The organism is Ancylobacter defluvii (genome assembly GCF_018390605.1).
Taxonomy (GTDB): domain Bacteria; phylum Pseudomonadota; class Alphaproteobacteria; order Rhizobiales; family Xanthobacteraceae; genus Ancylobacter; species Ancylobacter defluvii.
Map to the genome: position 1 here is coordinate 1 of NZ_JAHBGD010000010.1, position 14,902 is coordinate 14,902.

18 protein-coding genes are annotated in these 14,902 nt (G+C 69.9%); 8 read left to right on the plus strand and 10 right to left on the minus strand.

Annotated features, from left to right (window positions below):
- Window positions 1-339 precede the first annotated feature (339 nt).
- The 9 genes from KHC24_RS06960 to KHC24_RS07000 form a co-directional block, all read right to left on the minus strand.
- A complete protein-coding gene (locus KHC24_RS06960) occupies window positions 340-1,059 on the minus strand; it encodes a rhomboid family intramembrane serine protease (protein WP_213361533.1) in 720 nt (239 codons plus the stop codon).
- A 121-nt stretch (window positions 1,060-1,180) separates the two neighbouring features.
- Window positions 1,181-1,819 (minus strand): glutathione S-transferase family protein, encoded by a 639-nt coding sequence (locus KHC24_RS06965; protein ID WP_213361534.1) that lies wholly within the window; start codon window positions 1,817-1,819, stop codon window positions 1,181-1,183.
- Window positions 1,820-1,845: 26 nt separating this feature from the next.
- The gene (locus KHC24_RS06970; protein ID WP_213361536.1) at window positions 1,846-2,427 is read right to left on the minus strand and encodes a cob(I)yrinic acid a,c-diamide adenosyltransferase; all 582 of its coding nucleotides are present in this window, start codon (window positions 2,425-2,427) and stop codon (window positions 1,846-1,848) included.
- An 8-nt stretch (window positions 2,428-2,435) separates the two neighbouring features.
- Window positions 2,436-2,639: a twin transmembrane helix small protein gene (locus KHC24_RS06975; RefSeq protein WP_213361538.1), complete on the minus strand. Its 204-nt coding sequence runs from the start codon at window positions 2,637-2,639 to the stop codon at window positions 2,436-2,438.
- Between the two features lie 50 nt (window positions 2,640-2,689).
- Complete coding sequence (locus KHC24_RS06980) at window positions 2,690-3,166, minus strand: TspO/MBR family protein (protein WP_213361540.1); 477 nt, start codon at window positions 3,164-3,166, stop codon at window positions 2,690-2,692.
- A 238-nt stretch (window positions 3,167-3,404) separates the two neighbouring features.
- Window positions 3,405-3,860: a baeRF12 domain-containing protein gene (locus KHC24_RS06985; protein WP_213361543.1), complete on the minus strand. Its 456-nt coding sequence runs from the start codon at window positions 3,858-3,860 to the stop codon at window positions 3,405-3,407.
- A gap of 107 nt (window positions 3,861-3,967) precedes the next feature.
- On the minus strand, window positions 3,968-4,651 hold the full coding sequence (locus KHC24_RS06990; protein WP_213361550.1) for a GNAT family N-acetyltransferase: 684 nt from the start codon (window positions 4,649-4,651) through the stop codon (window positions 3,968-3,970).
- Window positions 4,648-5,139 carry a MarR family winged helix-turn-helix transcriptional regulator gene (locus tag KHC24_RS06995; protein WP_213361552.1) on the minus strand — a complete coding sequence of 164 codons (492 nt, stop codon included), beginning with the start codon at window positions 5,137-5,139 and terminating at the stop codon, window positions 4,648-4,650. Before KHC24_RS06995 ends, KHC24_RS06990 begins: the two co-directional genes overlap by 4 nt.
- An 84-nt stretch (window positions 5,140-5,223) precedes the next feature.
- Complete coding sequence (locus KHC24_RS07000) at window positions 5,224-6,054, minus strand: YihY/virulence factor BrkB family protein (RefSeq protein ID WP_213361695.1); 831 nt, start codon at window positions 6,052-6,054, stop codon at window positions 5,224-5,226.
- Window positions 6,055-6,339: 285 nt separating this feature from the next.
- Between KHC24_RS07000 and KHC24_RS07005 the strand changes: the two genes are divergently transcribed.
- The 7 genes from KHC24_RS07005 (at window position 6,340) to KHC24_RS07035 (ending at window position 12,930) form a co-directional block, all read left to right on the plus strand.
- Entirely contained in the window at window positions 6,340-7,638 is a 1,299-nt protein-coding gene (locus KHC24_RS07005) for a glutamate-5-semialdehyde dehydrogenase (protein WP_213361554.1), read from the plus strand.
- Between the two features lie 50 nt (window positions 7,639-7,688).
- On the plus strand, window positions 7,689-8,336 hold the full coding sequence (locus tag KHC24_RS07010) for a nicotinate-nucleotide adenylyltransferase (protein WP_213361700.1): 648 nt from the start codon (window positions 7,689-7,691) through the stop codon (window positions 8,334-8,336).
- A 69-nt stretch (window positions 8,337-8,405) separates the two neighbouring features.
- Complete coding sequence (gene rsfS / locus KHC24_RS07015; RefSeq protein WP_213361560.1) at window positions 8,406-8,861, plus strand: ribosome silencing factor; 456 nt, start codon at window positions 8,406-8,408, stop codon at window positions 8,859-8,861.
- 17 nt (window positions 8,862-8,878) lie between these two features.
- Window positions 8,879-9,361 (plus strand): 23S rRNA (pseudouridine(1915)-N(3))-methyltransferase RlmH, encoded by a 483-nt coding sequence (gene rlmH / locus KHC24_RS07020; protein ID WP_213361562.1) that lies wholly within the window; start codon window positions 8,879-8,881, stop codon window positions 9,359-9,361.
- A 70-nt stretch (window positions 9,362-9,431) separates the two neighbouring features.
- Window positions 9,432-10,895 carry a murein hydrolase activator EnvC family protein gene (locus tag KHC24_RS07025; RefSeq protein ID WP_246546312.1) on the plus strand — a complete coding sequence of 488 codons (1,464 nt, stop codon included), beginning with the start codon at window positions 9,432-9,434 and terminating at the stop codon, window positions 10,893-10,895.
- Complete coding sequence (locus KHC24_RS07030) at window positions 10,892-12,241, plus strand: S41 family peptidase (protein WP_213361565.1); 1,350 nt, start codon at window positions 10,892-10,894, stop codon at window positions 12,239-12,241. The genes KHC24_RS07025 and KHC24_RS07030 overlap by 4 nt, the downstream gene beginning before the upstream one ends.
- A gap of 281 nt (window positions 12,242-12,522) precedes the next feature.
- Window positions 12,523-12,930: a hypothetical protein gene (locus KHC24_RS07035; protein WP_213361566.1), complete on the plus strand. Its 408-nt coding sequence runs from the start codon at window positions 12,523-12,525 to the stop codon at window positions 12,928-12,930.
- A 26-nt stretch (window positions 12,931-12,956) separates the two neighbouring features.
- On the opposite strand, the gene KHC24_RS07040 is transcribed toward KHC24_RS07035, so the two are convergent.
- Window positions 12,957-14,003, minus strand: a complete 1,047-nt coding sequence (locus KHC24_RS07040) for an alpha/beta hydrolase family protein (protein ID WP_213361568.1) — start codon at window positions 14,001-14,003, stop codon at window positions 12,957-12,959.
- Window positions 14,004-14,235: 232 nt separating this feature from the next.
- On the opposite strand from KHC24_RS07040, the gene KHC24_RS07045 reads away from it, so the two are divergent.
- Complete coding sequence (locus KHC24_RS07045; protein ID WP_213361569.1) at window positions 14,236-14,754, plus strand: RNA pyrophosphohydrolase; 519 nt, start codon at window positions 14,236-14,238, stop codon at window positions 14,752-14,754.
- The last annotated feature ends 148 nt before the right edge of the window (window positions 14,755-14,902 follow it).

Below are 14,902 nucleotides of genomic sequence, written 5' to 3' on the forward strand. Positions count from 1 at the left end.
CGGATCTTAACGTTGTAGTCCACAACCCGCTTGACGGGCACAAGGATCTTCATCAGCCGGATCTCCCGCCGCCCGCGACAGGCAGGCCGGCAGTCTCATACTCCAGGAATGGCGCCGCGCGCGACGAGCGCGACCCCGCGAGGCGCCGGGGAAACTATGGACAGCCCCCCGGCCTGTCAACGTAACGATTCGACGGAAAGTCGAGGGCCGGAGCCGTTTTGCCGCTTATGGAATTGTGAAAATTCCGAAACGCCAGCTGCCGCCGCCGCTTCCGTCTTCCGGAACGGGATGTGGGCCGGGACATCGGCCGTGACATGGGCCTGCCGGCGGACCAGCGGATCAGATCGGCGGATGGCCGTCCGGGGTGCCGTCGCGGGTGGTTACCCACAGCGGCACGCCGGGCCGGCGCAGGAACACCGCCAGCACCGCGCCGGTGACGAGGCCGCCGACATGCGCCCACCAGGCGGTATCGGCCTCCCCGGCGCGCAGGGCGCTCCACAGCTGGAAGCCGATCCAGGCGCCGAGCGGCCAGATCGCCGGCACCCGCAGCGGGATGCGCAGGAACATCAGCACCCAGATCCGCACATTGGGATGCAGCATGAGATAGGCGCCGACCAGCCCGGAAATCGCCGCCGACGCCCCGACCAGCGGCGAGGCCGAATCCGGCACCGCCATGGCATGGGCGAGGCCGCCGGCCACCCCGCAGGCGAGGTAGAACACCAAATAGCGTGCATGGCCGAATGCATCCTCGACATTGTCGCCGAACACCCAGAGGAAGGCCATGTTGCCGGCGAGATGCAGCCAGCCGCCATGCAGGAACATGTAGGAGATCAGCGTCAGCTCGGCCGGCAGCCGCGCATACTCGGCCGGCAGCACCGCCGCATGGTTCACCACCGCCGGGATGGCGCCGTAGCCGAAGGCGGTGGCGATGTCGATCTCCGGCCGATAGCCGTGCTGCACCAGCACGAAGATGGCGATGTTCACCGCGATCAGCGCCCAGGTGACATAGGCGTGGGTAATGCCCTCGAGCGGATTGTCGTCGTTGATCGGCAGCAGCATGGCGGGCGACAGTCTGGGGATCGGGCGAATCGCGGCGCGGGCACCGGCGCTCCGCGCCCACAGGATGCCGCGTTGCGGCGAAACGCGCCACAGGCTTGACGGCGCCGGGAGGCCGCGGGGCTCATCCGCTCCGGCCGACCGCCATGGACGGCCGGACGGCGAGGCGGGACCACCAGGCGGCGAGGGCGGGGAATTCGCCGATCATCGCCGCGCCTTCCTCTGCCTTGAGGAAATAGTCGAGCATCGGCGCCAGATGCAGATCCGCCAGCGAGAGGCCCTCGCCGGCGAGCCAAGGCCCCTCCCCCATGAGATCCGCCAGCGCCTTGAGGCAGAGGCGGGCCGGCGGCAGAGCGGCCGCGAGGACCGCCTCGTCGGCGATGCCGCCGCGTGCCGGCTTCTCCACCCGCTCGACATAGACGCCCCAGACCAGCGCCGGATAGCCGTAGGAATCGGCGATGCCGATCAGCTGGTTCATCCGCGCCCGTGCCCGCGGATCGGCGGGCTGCAGCGCCGGCCCGGCGAAGGCTTCGTCGATGTAGCGGGTGATGGCGCCGGTCTCGTAGAGGGCGAAGCCGTCATGCTCGAAGGCGGGGATGCGGCCGAAGGGATGCCGCGCCTGATAATCCGGCGGCGGGCCCTCAGTCGCGAACACATCGACCGGCACCAATTCGCAGGCGACGCCCTTCTCGGCCAGCACCAGCCGGACGATGCGGACATAGACGCTGTAGCTGGCGCCGAACAGAAGCGGACGCATGCTCATGGCAACGCGCTCATTGGCGGCCCGGCCTATTCCCGCCCCGCCGCCGGCACCCACAGCACGTCGCCGCCGGCGCTCGCATTGGCGGCGCGGCTCATGACGAACAGCAGGTCCGACAGGCGGTTGGCATATTTGATCGCCGCCGGCGAAACGACCTCGCCGTCGCGGCCGGCCAGCTCGACCATGATCCGCTCGGCGCGCCGGCACACGGTGCGGGCGACGTGCAGATGCGCCGCCGCCGGACTACCGGCCGGCAGCACGAAGGAGCGCAGCGGCTTCAGCCCGGCGTTCAACGCGTCGATGTCGCGCTCGAGCCGGTCGACCTGCGAGGCGACGATGCGCAGCGGCTCGAAGCCGCGGTCGATGCCGTCATCGGGGGTGGCAAGATCGGCGCCGAGGTCGAACAGGTCGTTCTGGATGCGGGCCAGCATCGAATCCATGTCGGGATGGGCGGCCAGATGCAGCCGGGCGACGCCGATCAGCGCGTTGGTCTCGTCCACCGTGCCATAGGCGGCGATGCGCAGATCGTGCTTCGGCCGGCGCTCGCCGGAGCCGAGCGCCGTGGTGCCGTCGTCGCCGGTGCGGGTGTAGATGCGGTTGAGCACGACCATGGGCGATCTCAGCCCCGGTGCATCAGGATGACGGTGGCGAGCACGAAGCACAGCGCCACCGCCTGCAGCAGCACGCGCCATTGCATGAGCTTCTGCGAGCGCAGCGGCGAGCCGCCGCGCACCATGTTGGCCAGGCCCATGATCAGCACCACCGCCACCGCCCCCAGGGCGATCGGCAGCACCACGAACTTGGCGAGGAAGAGGATGTCCATGCACGGCCTCCCGGTGCGATGCGGCGAGGCGCCGAATAAGATGCGTCCGCTCAGTTCATCGCCACAATGGCAGCGTTCAGCGCCGTCGCATAGGCGATCCACAGGAGATAGGGCGCCAGCAGCCACGCCGCGATGGTATCGAGGCGGGCGCTCGCCACGATGGTGGCGCCGACGGCACCGATGAGCAAGATGATGACGGCGAGCGCGGCGCCGGTCGCTTCCAGCCCGAAGAACACCGGCGACCACAGCGCGTTGAGCGCCAGCTGCACGAAGAACAGCACCACCGCCAGCCGCCGCGCCGGCGAGGGCGGGTGCAGATGCCACAATCGCCACAGCGTCACCGCCATCAGCACGTAAAGCGTGGTCCACACCACCGGGAACACCGCATCGGGCGGGGTCCAGGACGGCTTGGCGAGGCCGGCATACCAGGTGGGGATCTTCGGCGTGGTGGCGAGCGAGCCTATGGCCCCGACCGCCAGGCACAGGCCGACGCTGACCACGAGACGAAAGAAGGAAAGCGTCTTCAAGATCGGTCCTCCGGCGGCGGCGACACCGATGTCGGTGGCGCGCCCATTACGGAGGAGCCGCGGGCGCGGATCAAGTCGCCCGGCGCCACATCGCCGCGACGGGCGGTCGCCGAGGCGGCGCCGGCCCGGATTACTGCATGGATTGCCGGCTGATCGCCGGATGATTTGCCCGGCTTGCCGCCGGGATCCGGGCGCGGAAGATCTCGACCGGGCGACCGGAATCCCTGCGGCGCGCCGGTCACGCGGCGAGGTGCTTCTCGATCTCGTAGACCGGCAGCTTCACCATGTCGCGACAGACCTCGCCGATCAGCGCCTCCTGCACCGCGCGGCCATAGAGCGGGCGCAGCACCCCGAGCGCGCGCGGCGACGCCACCACCACCAGCGCCTTCGCCTCGCCGGCGGCCAGCAGCGCCTCCAGCCGGGCGGCGATCCGGCGCAGGAAGGCGGCTTCGGCCTCATCGTGGAAATCGGTCACCTCCACCGCCGAGCGGGCCGAGCCGGCCGATTGATGCACGCGGCCGGGCGCGTCGGTGCCCTGCGCGGCGGTCGGCGGATTGTCCTGCTCATGCACCTCGTAGGTGCGCAGGTTCGGGAACGCGCCGTCGCCCTCGTTGCGCAGGATCAGGGCCTTGCGACCGTCGCACACCGCGACGAGCACCCCGGCCGGAAGCCGGATCTTGTCATGGTGGGTCATATGCCGGATCTCCTCTTGCTGTCCGGCGCCATCCGACACCCTTGCCGGGGGCGGCGCCTTGACCACGGTCAAGGCGCGGAGGCCCGCGAAGGTTCCGCCCGCCGCGCTCAGGCGGCGCGGCTGGCGACCACGACCTTCATCTGACGGCGCAGGCGGAAGCCGATCGATTCGTACAGGCCGATCGCCGCTCCATTGCCGGCATAGGCGTGCAGGTAGGGCGTGTCTCCGCGCGCAACGATTTGGGCGGCGACATGAAGCGACAGCGTCCGGCCAAGCCCGTGGCCGCGCCTCTCGGGATGGGCGCACACGCCGCTCAGCTCGGTGAAGCCGGGCTGCCGCATGCGCTCGCCAGCCATCGCCGCCAGCCGGCCGTCGATGCGGATGCCCCAGAAGCGGCCCAGACTCAGCGCCTTCAGGCTGAACGGCCCCGGCCGGGTAAGCGTCGCCAGTTCCAGCATCTCCGCCGCATCGGCGGCGGTCAGGGGCCGGATGCGGGGATCGTCGACCGCCGCCGGCGGCGTCGCCGCGATCATCTGCACCGCTTCGGCGACCGAGACCGCCGACAGTTCCTGCGGCAGCACGACACTTTCCGCCTCGGCGAGGACGACGGTCTCGCCGGGTGCGACCAGCGCGGCGAGGGCGCGGCGCGATTCGGCGCGGTCATCCGCCATGGCGGCGAAGGGGACGATGTCGGCGGGATAGCGCCGGGCGAGGACGCCACCCTCGGCGAGCGGCGCCTGAAGGCTGGTCAGCGCGGTCCAGACCGGGCGGTCGAGCGGGTGCGGGTTCATTGAATGCCGTCCCTCTGCCGTGCGGCGCGCCGATGCAGCGGCTCGCTCGCCAGCCGGTCCTCGATCGCCGTCAGCTGCGCCAGCAGCGGTCCAGGCAGGTCGCGGCACAATTCGGCGACCGCGGCATCGATGCGCGGCCACAGATCGCCTTTGGCGGTCTCGACGAGCTGCCGCCCGGCGGCGGTGAGCGACACGATCTTCTGCCGCTGGTCCTCGGGACCGGGCTTCGCCTCGGCCAGACCGCGTTCGACCAGCCGCGCCACCGTGCGGGTGACGCCGGGCTGCGAGACGCCGAGCGCCTGCGCCAGATCGCCGACGGTGAGCGGCCCCAGCCGGTCGAGCGCGGCGAGGAAGGGGTGCTGGCCGGACGGCACCGCGGGATCGAGCGCGTCCAGCAGCGCCTGGGTGTCGGATTGCAGCTGCTCGCCGAGCCGCTTCAGCCGGCTGCCAAGCGCGAGATGGCCGAGCGCGCGCAATATGTCGTCCATCGTCGAAGCCTCCGATAACATCACATGTTATATAACTTGTTATGTTATCGGAGGCAAGGCGGCATCGCCAGGGCAGCCGCGGGGTTAGTAGGCGGCTTCCCGCGCCCGGCGGATGGCGGCGTTGAGTTCGCCGCCATACACGAAGATCGAGGCGGTGGTGTAGAGGAACACCAGCGCGATCATCACCGAGGCGAGGCCGGCATAGGTGGTGACGTAATTGCCGGCGAAGGCGGCGAGATAGCGCCCGAAGGCGGCGCCGGCGCCGAGCCACAGCGCCAGGGTGACGAGAATGCCGGGCGCCACGTCCGACAGCCGCCGCCGCCCGGCCGGCAGCCACATATGCGCCACCACCAATGCGACGATCAGGATCACCGAGGTGGCAGCGTAGCGCAGGAAGGTGATGACCGAGCTGAACGGCTCCAGCGCCGGCAGGAACCGCACCACCCCGAACCACAGCACCGGGCCGAGCACGACGAGGAACGACAGCGCCAGCAGCCCGGCGGCGCCGACCAGCACATAGCCGATGGATTCGAGGCGCAGCCAGTACCAGGAACGCATCTCCTTCACGCCATAAGCGCGGTTGAGGCCGATGCGCAGGCTTTCAATGCCGTTGGAGGAGAAGTAGATCGCCAGCACCACGCCGACGGTCAGCGCATCGGTGCGCACATGGGTGAGCACCGAGGAAATCTCGCGGCCGATCGGCGCGGCGACCTGCGAGGGCCACGCCTCCAGCATCAGCTGCACCGTCTCCTTGGCCAGATCCTGGAAATCGAAGAAGGCGGCCAGCGCGGTGACGAAGATGAGGAAGGGGAACAGCGACATCAACGCCGACAGCGCGATGTGGCTGGCGATCGCCCAGCCATCATCCTCGACGAAGCGCCAGAACGCATCCCAGCCAATATCGTAGGCACGCAGGAAAATGCTCGTGTCTCCCGGGATGGTGGCGCGATGCTCCGCACGACATCGGATGTCGGAGCGGAAATGGCAAGCCTTGCCGCACGGATTCTTGCCAAGTGAATTCCAGGTGACCCAAGCGAATTCCAAGTGAATTCCAAGTGAATTCCGGCGATACGGTTAAGGCGGGGCGGCGATCCGGCACGGGATCTTGGCGCACCCGCGACGGAATGTGCTAGAAGGACCGCCCTGTTTCGTCCGACGATCGCCTATCCGTCCACCGTTCCACCACCACGAGTGAATGTCATGTCCGCCGGCCAGCTGCGCGCCGTCACCGAAGCCGAAACCGATGTCCGCACGCTGATGCGCGCGCTGGGGGCCCGCGCCCGCGCCAGCACCCGCAAGCTCGCCCTCGCCCCGGCGCCGGTGAAGCAAGCGGCGCTGATGGCGGCGGCGGCGGCGATCCGCGCCGATGCGGACGCCATCCTCAGGGCTAATGAGGAGGACGTGGCGCGTGCCAGCGCCGCCGGCCTCTCGGAATCGATGATCGACCGGCTGACGCTGACCCCGGCGCGGCTGGAGGCCACCGCCGCCGGCGTCGCCGAGATCGCCGCCCTGCCCGACCCGGTCGGCAAGGTGACGGAGAGCTGGGAGCGGCCGAACGGCCTGCGGCTGGAGCGGGTGCGCACCCCGCTCGGCGTGGTCGGGGTGATCTATGAGAGCCGGCCCAACGTCACCGCCGATGCCGGCAGCCTGTGCCTGAAGGCCGGCAATGCGGTGATCCTGCGCGGCGGCTCCGACAGCTTCCAGTCCAGCCGCGCCATCCACGCGGCAATGGTGAAGGGCCTCGTCTCGGCCGGCCTGCCCGCCGATGCCATCCAGCTGGTGCCGACCCGCGACCGCGCCGCCGTGGGCGAGATGCTGACCGGGCTCGACGGCAACATCGACGTCATCGTGCCGCGCGGCGGCAAGAGCCTGGTCGCCCGCGTGCAGAGCGAGGCGCGGGTGCCGGTGTTCGCGCATCTGGAAGGCCTCGTGCACATCTATGTCGACAAGGCCGCCGATCTCGACAAGGCGCTGACCGTGGTGAAGAACGCCAAGCTGCGGCGCACCAGCGTCTGCGGTTCCGCCGAGACGCTGCTGGTCGACCGCGCGGGAGCCGAGCGCTTCCTCGCCCCGCTGGTCACCATGCTGCTCGATGCCGGCTGCGAAGTGCGCGGCGACGCCGCCACCCAGGCCGTCGATGCGCGGGTGAAGCCGGCCACCGAGGAGGACTGGGACACCGAGTATCTCGACGCGGTGATCGCGGCCAAGGTGGTGGACGGGCTCGACGCTGCCATCGACCATATCGAGACGCATGGCTCGCACCACACCGACGCCATCCTCACCGAGGACGCCCAGGCGGCGGAGCGCTTCCTCGCCGAGGTGGATTCGGCGATCGTGGTGCACAACGCCTCGACCCAGTTCGCCGATGGCGGCGAATTCGGCTTCGGCGGCGAGATCGGCATCGCCACCGGGCGCATGCATGCGCGCGGGCCGGTCGGCGCCGAGCAGCTGACCTCGTTCAAGTACCGGGTGCGCGGCACCGGCCAGATCAGGCCGTGACATTCGACGTGCCGCCCGCCGAACTCCGCATCCCGCCCTCGGCGCCGGGCATGCGGATCGGCCTTTATGGCGGCTCGTTCAACCCGCCGCACGCCGCCCATCGCGCCGCCAGCCTGCTGGCGCTGAAAAAGCTCGGGCTCGACCGGGTATGGTGGCTGGTGACGCCCGGCAACCCCTTGAAGGACAATAACGGCCTCCCCCCGCTCGCCGAGCGGCTGGCGCTCGCCCGCCAGGTGGCCGACCATCCGGCGCTGGTGCCGACCGGTCTGGAGGCCGGGCTCGGCACCCGCTACAGCCACGACACCGTGGCCGAGCTGGTCCGCCGCCGCCCCGGCGTGCGCTTCGTCTGGCTAATGGGCGCCGACAACCTCGCCAGCTTCCACCGCTGGCAGCGCTGGCGCGACATCGCCGCCCTGGTGCCGATCGCGGTGATCGACCGCGCCGGGCTGAGCCTCAACGCCACCGCCGCGCCGGCAGCACGGGCGCTCGAGCGCTGGCGGCTCGACGAGCGGCTGGCGAGCCGGCTGGCGGACGCGCCGGCACCGTCCTGGGTGTTCCTGCACGGGCTGAAATCGCCGCTCTCCTCCACCGCGCTGCGCTCGCATGCACGCCATAAGTCGCCGCACGGAATGATGCCGGATGACGCATCCGCGAGCCTGCGTGCGGCGCAATATGGCGAGAATATCGGCAAAGCTTGAAAAGACGGGGCGTTCCGCGATATCTTAAGGAAGCATTGACGGTGGGGAAAAGCCCCCCGGGATGCCATCATGAGAGGATCCGGACCCCTGTCCAGCTTGGCGCTTTCCGCAGCCGCCCCCACCAGCCCGGCCGCTGCCCCGGTCTCCGAAGCGCGTTACGACGCCGACGAGATCCTGGCCCTCGTTCTTGCCCGTCTCGACGACGACAAGGCCGAGGACGTCATTTCCATCGACCTGCGCGGCAAGACCACCATCGCCGACCACATGGTGGTGGCGTCCGGCCGTTCGCAACGTCACGTCGGCGCGCTCGCCGATCACCTCGTCGAGGCGCTGAAGCAGCGCGGCGTCAAGGGCATCCGCGTCGAAGGCCAGCCGGCCTGCGACTGGGTGCTGATCGACGCCAGCGACGTGATCGTCCACCTCTTCCAACCAGAGGTGAGGGCGTTCTACAACATTGAGAAGATGTGGGCGGGCGGGCGTCCCGACGCTGCCGGATCCACGTCGGCCAAGTCCCCGCGCGGCTGAACACGGGGTTTTGGCGGGTGCGTCTCATGATTGTCGCGGTGGGCCGGCTGAAGGCCGGGCCCGAACGCGAGTTGTGCGCCCGCTACATCGACCGCACCGTCAAGGGGGCGCGGGCGCTCGGGCTTTCCGGCCCCGACACCGTCGAGATCGGCGAAAGCGCGGCACGCCGGCCGGACGACCGCATGGCGGAGGAAGGCGCCGCCATCCTCGCCGCCCTGCCCGAGGGCGCGGCCGTGATCGCCCTCGATCCGCGCGGCGTGCAGATTTCCTCCGAAGAGATCGCCGAGGACATGGCGGCGCGGCGCGATCGCGGCACCCGCGCGCTCGCCCTGCTGATCGGCGGCGCCGACGGGCTGAGCCCGGCGGTGCGCGCCCGCGCCGACAAGCTGCTGGCGTTTGGCCGCGCCACCTTTCCGCATCAGCTGGTTCGTGTGATGCTGGCGGAACAGCTCTACCGGGCGACCACCATTCTCGCCGGCCACCCCTATCACAAGGGATGAACGGGGATTGCGGGGAAACGGCCGCCGCCGGTTAAGCGCGCGTTAACCAGCTTGCCGCTCTGCTCACCCGATGCCCGCATCTGCTCACGACATCTCCCCGCGCCTGCGCGTCCGCCATGCCATGGCGGCGGTGCTGGCGCTCGCGCTCGCCGCCGCGACGATAACGGGGACGGCGCGCGGACAGGAGCCGGAGCAGCTTCGGTCCTTCGCCCCGCAGGAAGCCCCACAAGCTCAAGAAGCCCAGGAAGCTCAAGCGCCGGCCGCCCGGCAGCCCGATCAGCAGGCCGCCCCTGCAGCGCCCCGGAGCACGCCGGCCGCCAGCGGCACGACGGCGCGGGCGCAGCAGAAGCAGCGCATGGAGCAGCTCGAGACCGACATGCAGGGCAGCACCGCCGAGCAGGCACGGCTCGCCGGCGAGATCGAGGCCTTGAAGGGCGACCGCGCCAAGCTCAACGCCGCGCTGATCGACACTGCCACACGAGTGCGCGAGGTCGAGGACAAGCTCGATGCCAGCGAGCAGCGCCTCCTCGCCCTCGAGCGCGAGGAGGCCGATATCCGCGAATCGCTGGATTCGCGCCAGGACGAGATGGCCGAGGTGCTGGGCGGCCTCGCCCGGCTCGGCAATCACCCGCCGCCGGCCCTGCTGGTGCGCCCGGACGACGCGCTGCAATCGGTGCGCTCGGCGATGCTGCTCGGCGCGGTGCTGCCGGAGCTCAAGGCCGAGACCGAACTGCTCGCCAGCGAGCTCGCCGCGCAGGAGCGGGTGCGCAAGGAGGTGGCCGCCGAGCGCGACGCTCTCGCAGAATTGAAGGCCACGCTGGGGGAGCAGCGCCGCCGCACCGCCGCCCTGATCGCCGAGCGCCAGAGCTCGGTGGAGCGCAGCGAGACGGCGCTGGCGGCCGAGCGCGAGCGGGCCGCCGCCTTCGCCGCCGAGGCCAGCAATGTCCGCGACCTGCTGAAGCGCATGGAGACCGAGATCGCCGCCGCCCGCAAGGCGGCCGACGCCGCCAAGGCCTTGACGAACAAGACGAACCAGACATCGGCGCAACGTCTGGCCGCCCTGAGCAATCCCGGACGCATGACGCCCGGCGTGGCGTTTTCCGAGGCCAGGGGCCTGCTGCCGCTGCCGGTCGGCGGCAGCGTGTTGAAGAATTTCGGTGCCGAGGACGGCTATGGCGGCGCCGAGAAGGGCATGTCCTTCGGCACCCGCCGACAGGCACAGGTGGCGGCGCCGAGCGACGGCTGGGTGGTCTATGCCGGGCCGTTCCGCTCCTATGGACAACTATTGATCATCAATGCCGGTGGCGGCTACCATATTCTCTTGGCCGGTATGGATAAGATAACGGTCGAGTTGGGACAGTTCGTATTGTCCGGGGAGCCGGTGGGGGTGATGGGCGACGGCCCCCAATTGGTGTCCTCGGTCGGCCTTGGAACCGCCCAACCCATTCTCTATGTCGAGTTCCGCAAGGACGGAATTTCGATTGACCCGACCCCCTGGTGGGTGACGAGCGAGAGCGAGAAGGCACGCGGATGATGCGTAGGACGTCTGTATTTCTGATGGGCGCGGCGGTCGGCGCCATCGTCGCCGTTGGCGCTGCGCAGCCCCGCCTGCTGCTCGAGCCGGCCACGGCGATGGCAGCGGCCTCCGATACCTACCGCCAGCTGAACCTGTTCGGCGACGTGTTCGAGCGCGTGCGCGCCGACTATGTCGAGAAGCCCGACGACGCCAAGCTGGTCGAGGCGGCGATCAACGGCATGCTCGCCTCGCTCGACCCGCACTCCACCTACATGGACGCCAAGGACTTCCGCGACATGCAGGTGCAGACCCGCGGCCAGTTCGGCGGGCTCGGCATCGAGGTCACCATGGAGGACGGCCTGGTGAAGGTCGTCGCCCCGATCGACGACACCCCGGCCGCCAAGGCCGGCGTCCAGGCTGGCGACCTGATCGCCAAGCTGGACGACGAGGAAGTCAAGGGGATGACGCTCAGCCAGGCGGTGGAGAAGATGCGCGGCGCCGTCGCCACGCCGATCAAGCTCACCGTGATCCGCAAGGGCCAGGACAAGCCGCTCGAGCTGACGCTGACCCGCGACATCATCAACATCAAGTCGGTGCGCTCGCGCGTCGAGCAGGACGACATCGCCTATATCCGCGTCACCTCCTTCAGCGAGAACACCGCCGAGGGCCTGAAGAAGGCCATGGAGGACATGACCAAGCAGATCGGCGAGGACAAGCTCAAGGGCTTCATCATCGACCTGCGCAACAATCCGGGCGGCCTGCTCGACCAGGCGATCGAGGTGTCCGACACCTTCCTCGACCGCGGCGAGATCGTCTCCACCCGCGGCCGCAACGCCGACGAGATCGAGCGCCGCAACGCGCGGCCGGGCGACCTCGCCAAGGGCAAGCCGGTGATCGTGCTGGTGAATGGCGGCTCGGCCTCGGCGTCGGAGATCGTCGCCGGCGCGCTGCAGGACCACAAGCGGGCCACCATCCTCGGCTCGCTGTCCTTCGGCAAGGGCTCGGTGCAGACGGTGATCCCGGTCTCCGGCAATGCTGCGATCAAGCTGACCACGGCGCGCTACTACACGCCGTCGGGCCGCTCGATCCAGGCCAAGGGCATCTCGCCCGACATCGAGCTGGTGCAGGACGTGCCGCAGGAAGTGAAGGAAAAGGCCGAGGCGGCCGGGGTGGAAACCACCCGCGGCGAAGCTTCGCTGAAGGGCCACCTGAAGAACGGCGACGACGAGAAGACCGGCTCGCCGGCCTATGTGCCGCCGGATCCGAAGGACGACACCCAGCTTAAGCTGGCGATCGACCTGATGCATGGCGTGCAGAAGAACGCCGCCTACCCGGCCGACCCCAAGGCCGCAGTGCCGAACTGATCCGTTCCGGCCGGCAACGGGCGGACATCGCCGACAAGACCCGAACCCCGCCGCGAGGCGGGGTTCCTGTTTCCGGGCCGTACCGACCGGCGTCGCCCCCCGCATCTTCATCCCCGCATCGCGACGACGTTGCGGCGCCCGATGCCGCGATCCAGCTTTTGCCCGCCCTCCGCTGTGGCATCCGGGCAACAGGCACCAAACATCGTAGATCCACTCGCTTTTTCCGCTTCGGTATCCTGGCTTGCCGCGATGCTGCCTTGGTCGGGTTCGACAAGATTCGCATGAAGATGCTTCGCCCGCCACCGGCCGCCGCGCCGGTCTTCCCGCCGAACATCCTGACCGAGGTCGAGGAGACGCTCGGACGCGATCTCGGACGCGACAGCGACCTCAATCGCGCCGCGGTGGCGATCTTCGGCCTTGCGGGACTGGCCATCGTCGCCGTCGCCTCGACCTGGCTGATGCTGCGGGGCGAGGCACCATCGACGGCACGGTCCAGCGAGCCGCTGCTCAGCGGCAGCTTCGAGCATGAAAATGCGGCGGTGGCAGCGGATGCGCCGATGCTGCGCCCGGCCTCGCCGATCGACGACGGGCCGAGCCCCGGCGCCTTCACCCTGATGGATGCGGCCACCGGCCTGCGCGAAGTGGTGGAAGTGCTGCCGCCGGGCGGCGCCCCCGTCGTGGCGCGCTAGACACCTTTCGATCGCCCTGCGCCCTTTCAGCTGCCGGACGGCGCGAACAGATCCAGCGCCAGCGCCGCGACGCGGGCATGGATCGCCGCGCGGTCGATGCCCGGCGCATCGATGCAGATCGCCGGCTCGGCGCGACAGGCCTCCGGCGTGCATTCGCCCAGGAACACATAGTGGCCGACATCGGCGCCGAGCGGCACCAGGCGGCTCGCCGGGATGAGGCCGTGCAGCCACCCGGCGCCGGCCTCGCCAGGCGCCTCGCGATCGGCGCCGCCGACGGTGAGCAGCACCGGCACGCCGATGGCCTCAAGGCTTTCCGGCGTGAAACCGCGCACGGTCGGCGCCGGTGCCATCACCAGCGCGGAGCAGATGCGCGGATCGCGGAAGCACAGCGACTGCCGCTGCCACGAGGCGCGGAAGGCCGGGCTTTCCGCCAGCAGCGGCACGATGCGATCGGCAAGATCGGGGAATTCGCGCGGGCCGCGTCCGAAGGGCCGGCCGGCAGCCCAGCCGAGAAAACGCGGCATCTCGGTGATCCCGCCGAGCAGCGCCAGCGCCGCATGGCCGCCGAGCGAGAAGCCGGCGACATGGAGGCGTGCGGCATCGATACCGCCGGCGAAGCGCGGATCGGCGAGAAGATGGTCGGCGAGCCGCGTGAGGTCGCCGGCACGCTCCCACCAGCACAGGAAGCCCTCCGGCCGATAGGCCTCGCGCGCGGTATTGCCGTGATGATCGACGCCGGCGACGACAAGGCCGCGCGCCGCCAGCCGGTGCGCCAGCCAGCCGAGCCCGGCGACCGTGCCGCCGGTGCCGTGCGAGAGCAGCACCAGCGGCAGCGCGCCGGCACGCCCCGCGAGCCGGGCATCGCGGCACAGCGGCAGCGGCCGGAAAGTGGGCGCCAGGACGCTGTCGCCGGCCGCATCCGCGGCTTGCATTGTCGCCGCCTCCCACACGGCGTCGTCGGTCGGATACCAGGCCGACCAGCGGATCGGGCGCGCGCCCCCGCCCGACCAATGCGGGCGGACCGCATCGGCGAAGACGCCTTCGGTGAAGCCGACATTGCAGCCCGCCACCATGCCCGGCCTCCCTCCATCCGCTCCCGGCAGGGGACGCGAGCGGCGACGCGCCTGTCAATGCCGGCAGCGGCTGTGCCGCCGCCGCGCGCCTGCGGAAACGGCCGGGCCGTGACGCGCCGGTTCCCGGCCCGGTAAGCATAAATCCATCGCGGCCTACGATCCGTCATCGCCTGCGCTTATGATCATCGGACGGCAACGATGCCGCGTGATGTCCCGCGATCCGGCTCCTGCGATGATTCCGTTCGAACAGCTTCCCTATCGCCCCTGCGTCGGTGTCGTGCTCGTCAATCGCGACGGGCTGGTGTTCGTCGGCCGCCGCGCCGACAGCGGCAACGAGCCGGTCGACGCCGGCCATGCCTGGCAGATGCCGCAGGGCGGCATCGACGAGGGCGAAAGCCCCGAGGAGGCGGCGCTGCGCGAACTCTATGAGGAGACCAGCGTCCGCTCGGTGGAGCCGCTGGCGGTGGCGCCGGACTGGTTCGCCTATGACCTGCCCGAGCCGATCGCCCGCAAGGCGTGGAAGGGGCGCTATCGCGGCCAGATGCAGAAATGGGTGGCGCTGCGCTTCACCGGCCCCGACAGCGAGATCGACGTGCTGCGTCCGGGCGGCGGCAAGCACAAGCCGGAATTCGCCGCCTGGCGCTGGGAGCGGCTCGGCAACACCCCCGGGCTGATCATCCCCTTCAAGCGTCCAGTCTATGAGCGGGTGGCCGAAACCTTCGCGCCGGTGGTGGCGCCACAGGCGCGTTGAAGGGCGGCAAGGATGCCGCCGGAGCGGGCGAACGGCCCGATGGCGCGCCGCATTTCCACCATCGTCTTACGTAAGGGTATTTTTGCGAACGAACGTTCGTTCTTGATCTTCTTCACCTCTCGCAGTAATGAGAACGAACGTTCGCTCT

Bases quoted from the DNA above. Each gene is read 5' to 3' on its own strand.
- KHC24_RS07035 (WP_213361566.1), top strand. From the start codon at position 12,523: ATGAAGATGCTTCGCCCGCCACCGGCCGCCGCGCCGGTCTTCCCGCCG.
- KHC24_RS07010 (WP_213361700.1), top strand. From the start codon at position 7,689: ATGCGGATCGGCCTTTATGGCGGCTCGTTCAACCCGCCGCACGCCGCC.
- KHC24_RS07045 (WP_213361569.1), top strand. From the start codon at position 14,236: ATGATTCCGTTCGAACAGCTTCCCTATCGCCCCTGCGTCGGTGTCGTG.
- KHC24_RS06975 (WP_213361538.1), bottom strand. From the start codon at position 2,639: ATGGACATCCTCTTCCTCGCCAAGTTCGTGGTGCTGCCGATCGCCCTG.
- KHC24_RS06990 (WP_213361550.1), bottom strand. From the start codon at position 4,651: ATGAACCCGCACCCGCTCGACCGCCCGGTCTGGACCGCGCTGACCAGC.
- KHC24_RS07005 (WP_213361554.1), top strand. From the start codon at position 6,340: ATGTCCGCCGGCCAGCTGCGCGCCGTCACCGAAGCCGAAACCGATGTC.
- KHC24_RS07025 (WP_246546312.1), top strand. From the start codon at position 9,432: ATGCCCGCATCTGCTCACGACATCTCCCCGCGCCTGCGCGTCCGCCAT.
- KHC24_RS06995 (WP_213361552.1), bottom strand. From the start codon at position 5,139: ATGGACGACATATTGCGCGCGCTCGGCCATCTCGCGCTTGGCAGCCGG.
- KHC24_RS07040 (WP_213361568.1), bottom strand. From the start codon at position 14,003: ATGGTGGCGGGCTGCAATGTCGGCTTCACCGAAGGCGTCTTCGCCGAT.
- KHC24_RS07030 (WP_213361565.1), top strand. From the start codon at position 10,892: ATGATGCGTAGGACGTCTGTATTTCTGATGGGCGCGGCGGTCGGCGCC.
- rsfS (WP_213361560.1), top strand. From the start codon at position 8,406: ATGAGAGGATCCGGACCCCTGTCCAGCTTGGCGCTTTCCGCAGCCGCC.
- KHC24_RS06970 (WP_213361536.1), bottom strand. From the start codon at position 2,427: ATGGTCGTGCTCAACCGCATCTACACCCGCACCGGCGACGACGGCACC.
- KHC24_RS06985 (WP_213361543.1), bottom strand. From the start codon at position 3,860: ATGACCCACCATGACAAGATCCGGCTTCCGGCCGGGGTGCTCGTCGCG.
- KHC24_RS06960 (WP_213361533.1), bottom strand. From the start codon at position 1,059: ATGCTGCTGCCGATCAACGACGACAATCCGCTCGAGGGCATTACCCAC.
- KHC24_RS06965 (WP_213361534.1), bottom strand. From the start codon at position 1,819: ATGAGCATGCGTCCGCTTCTGTTCGGCGCCAGCTACAGCGTCTATGTC.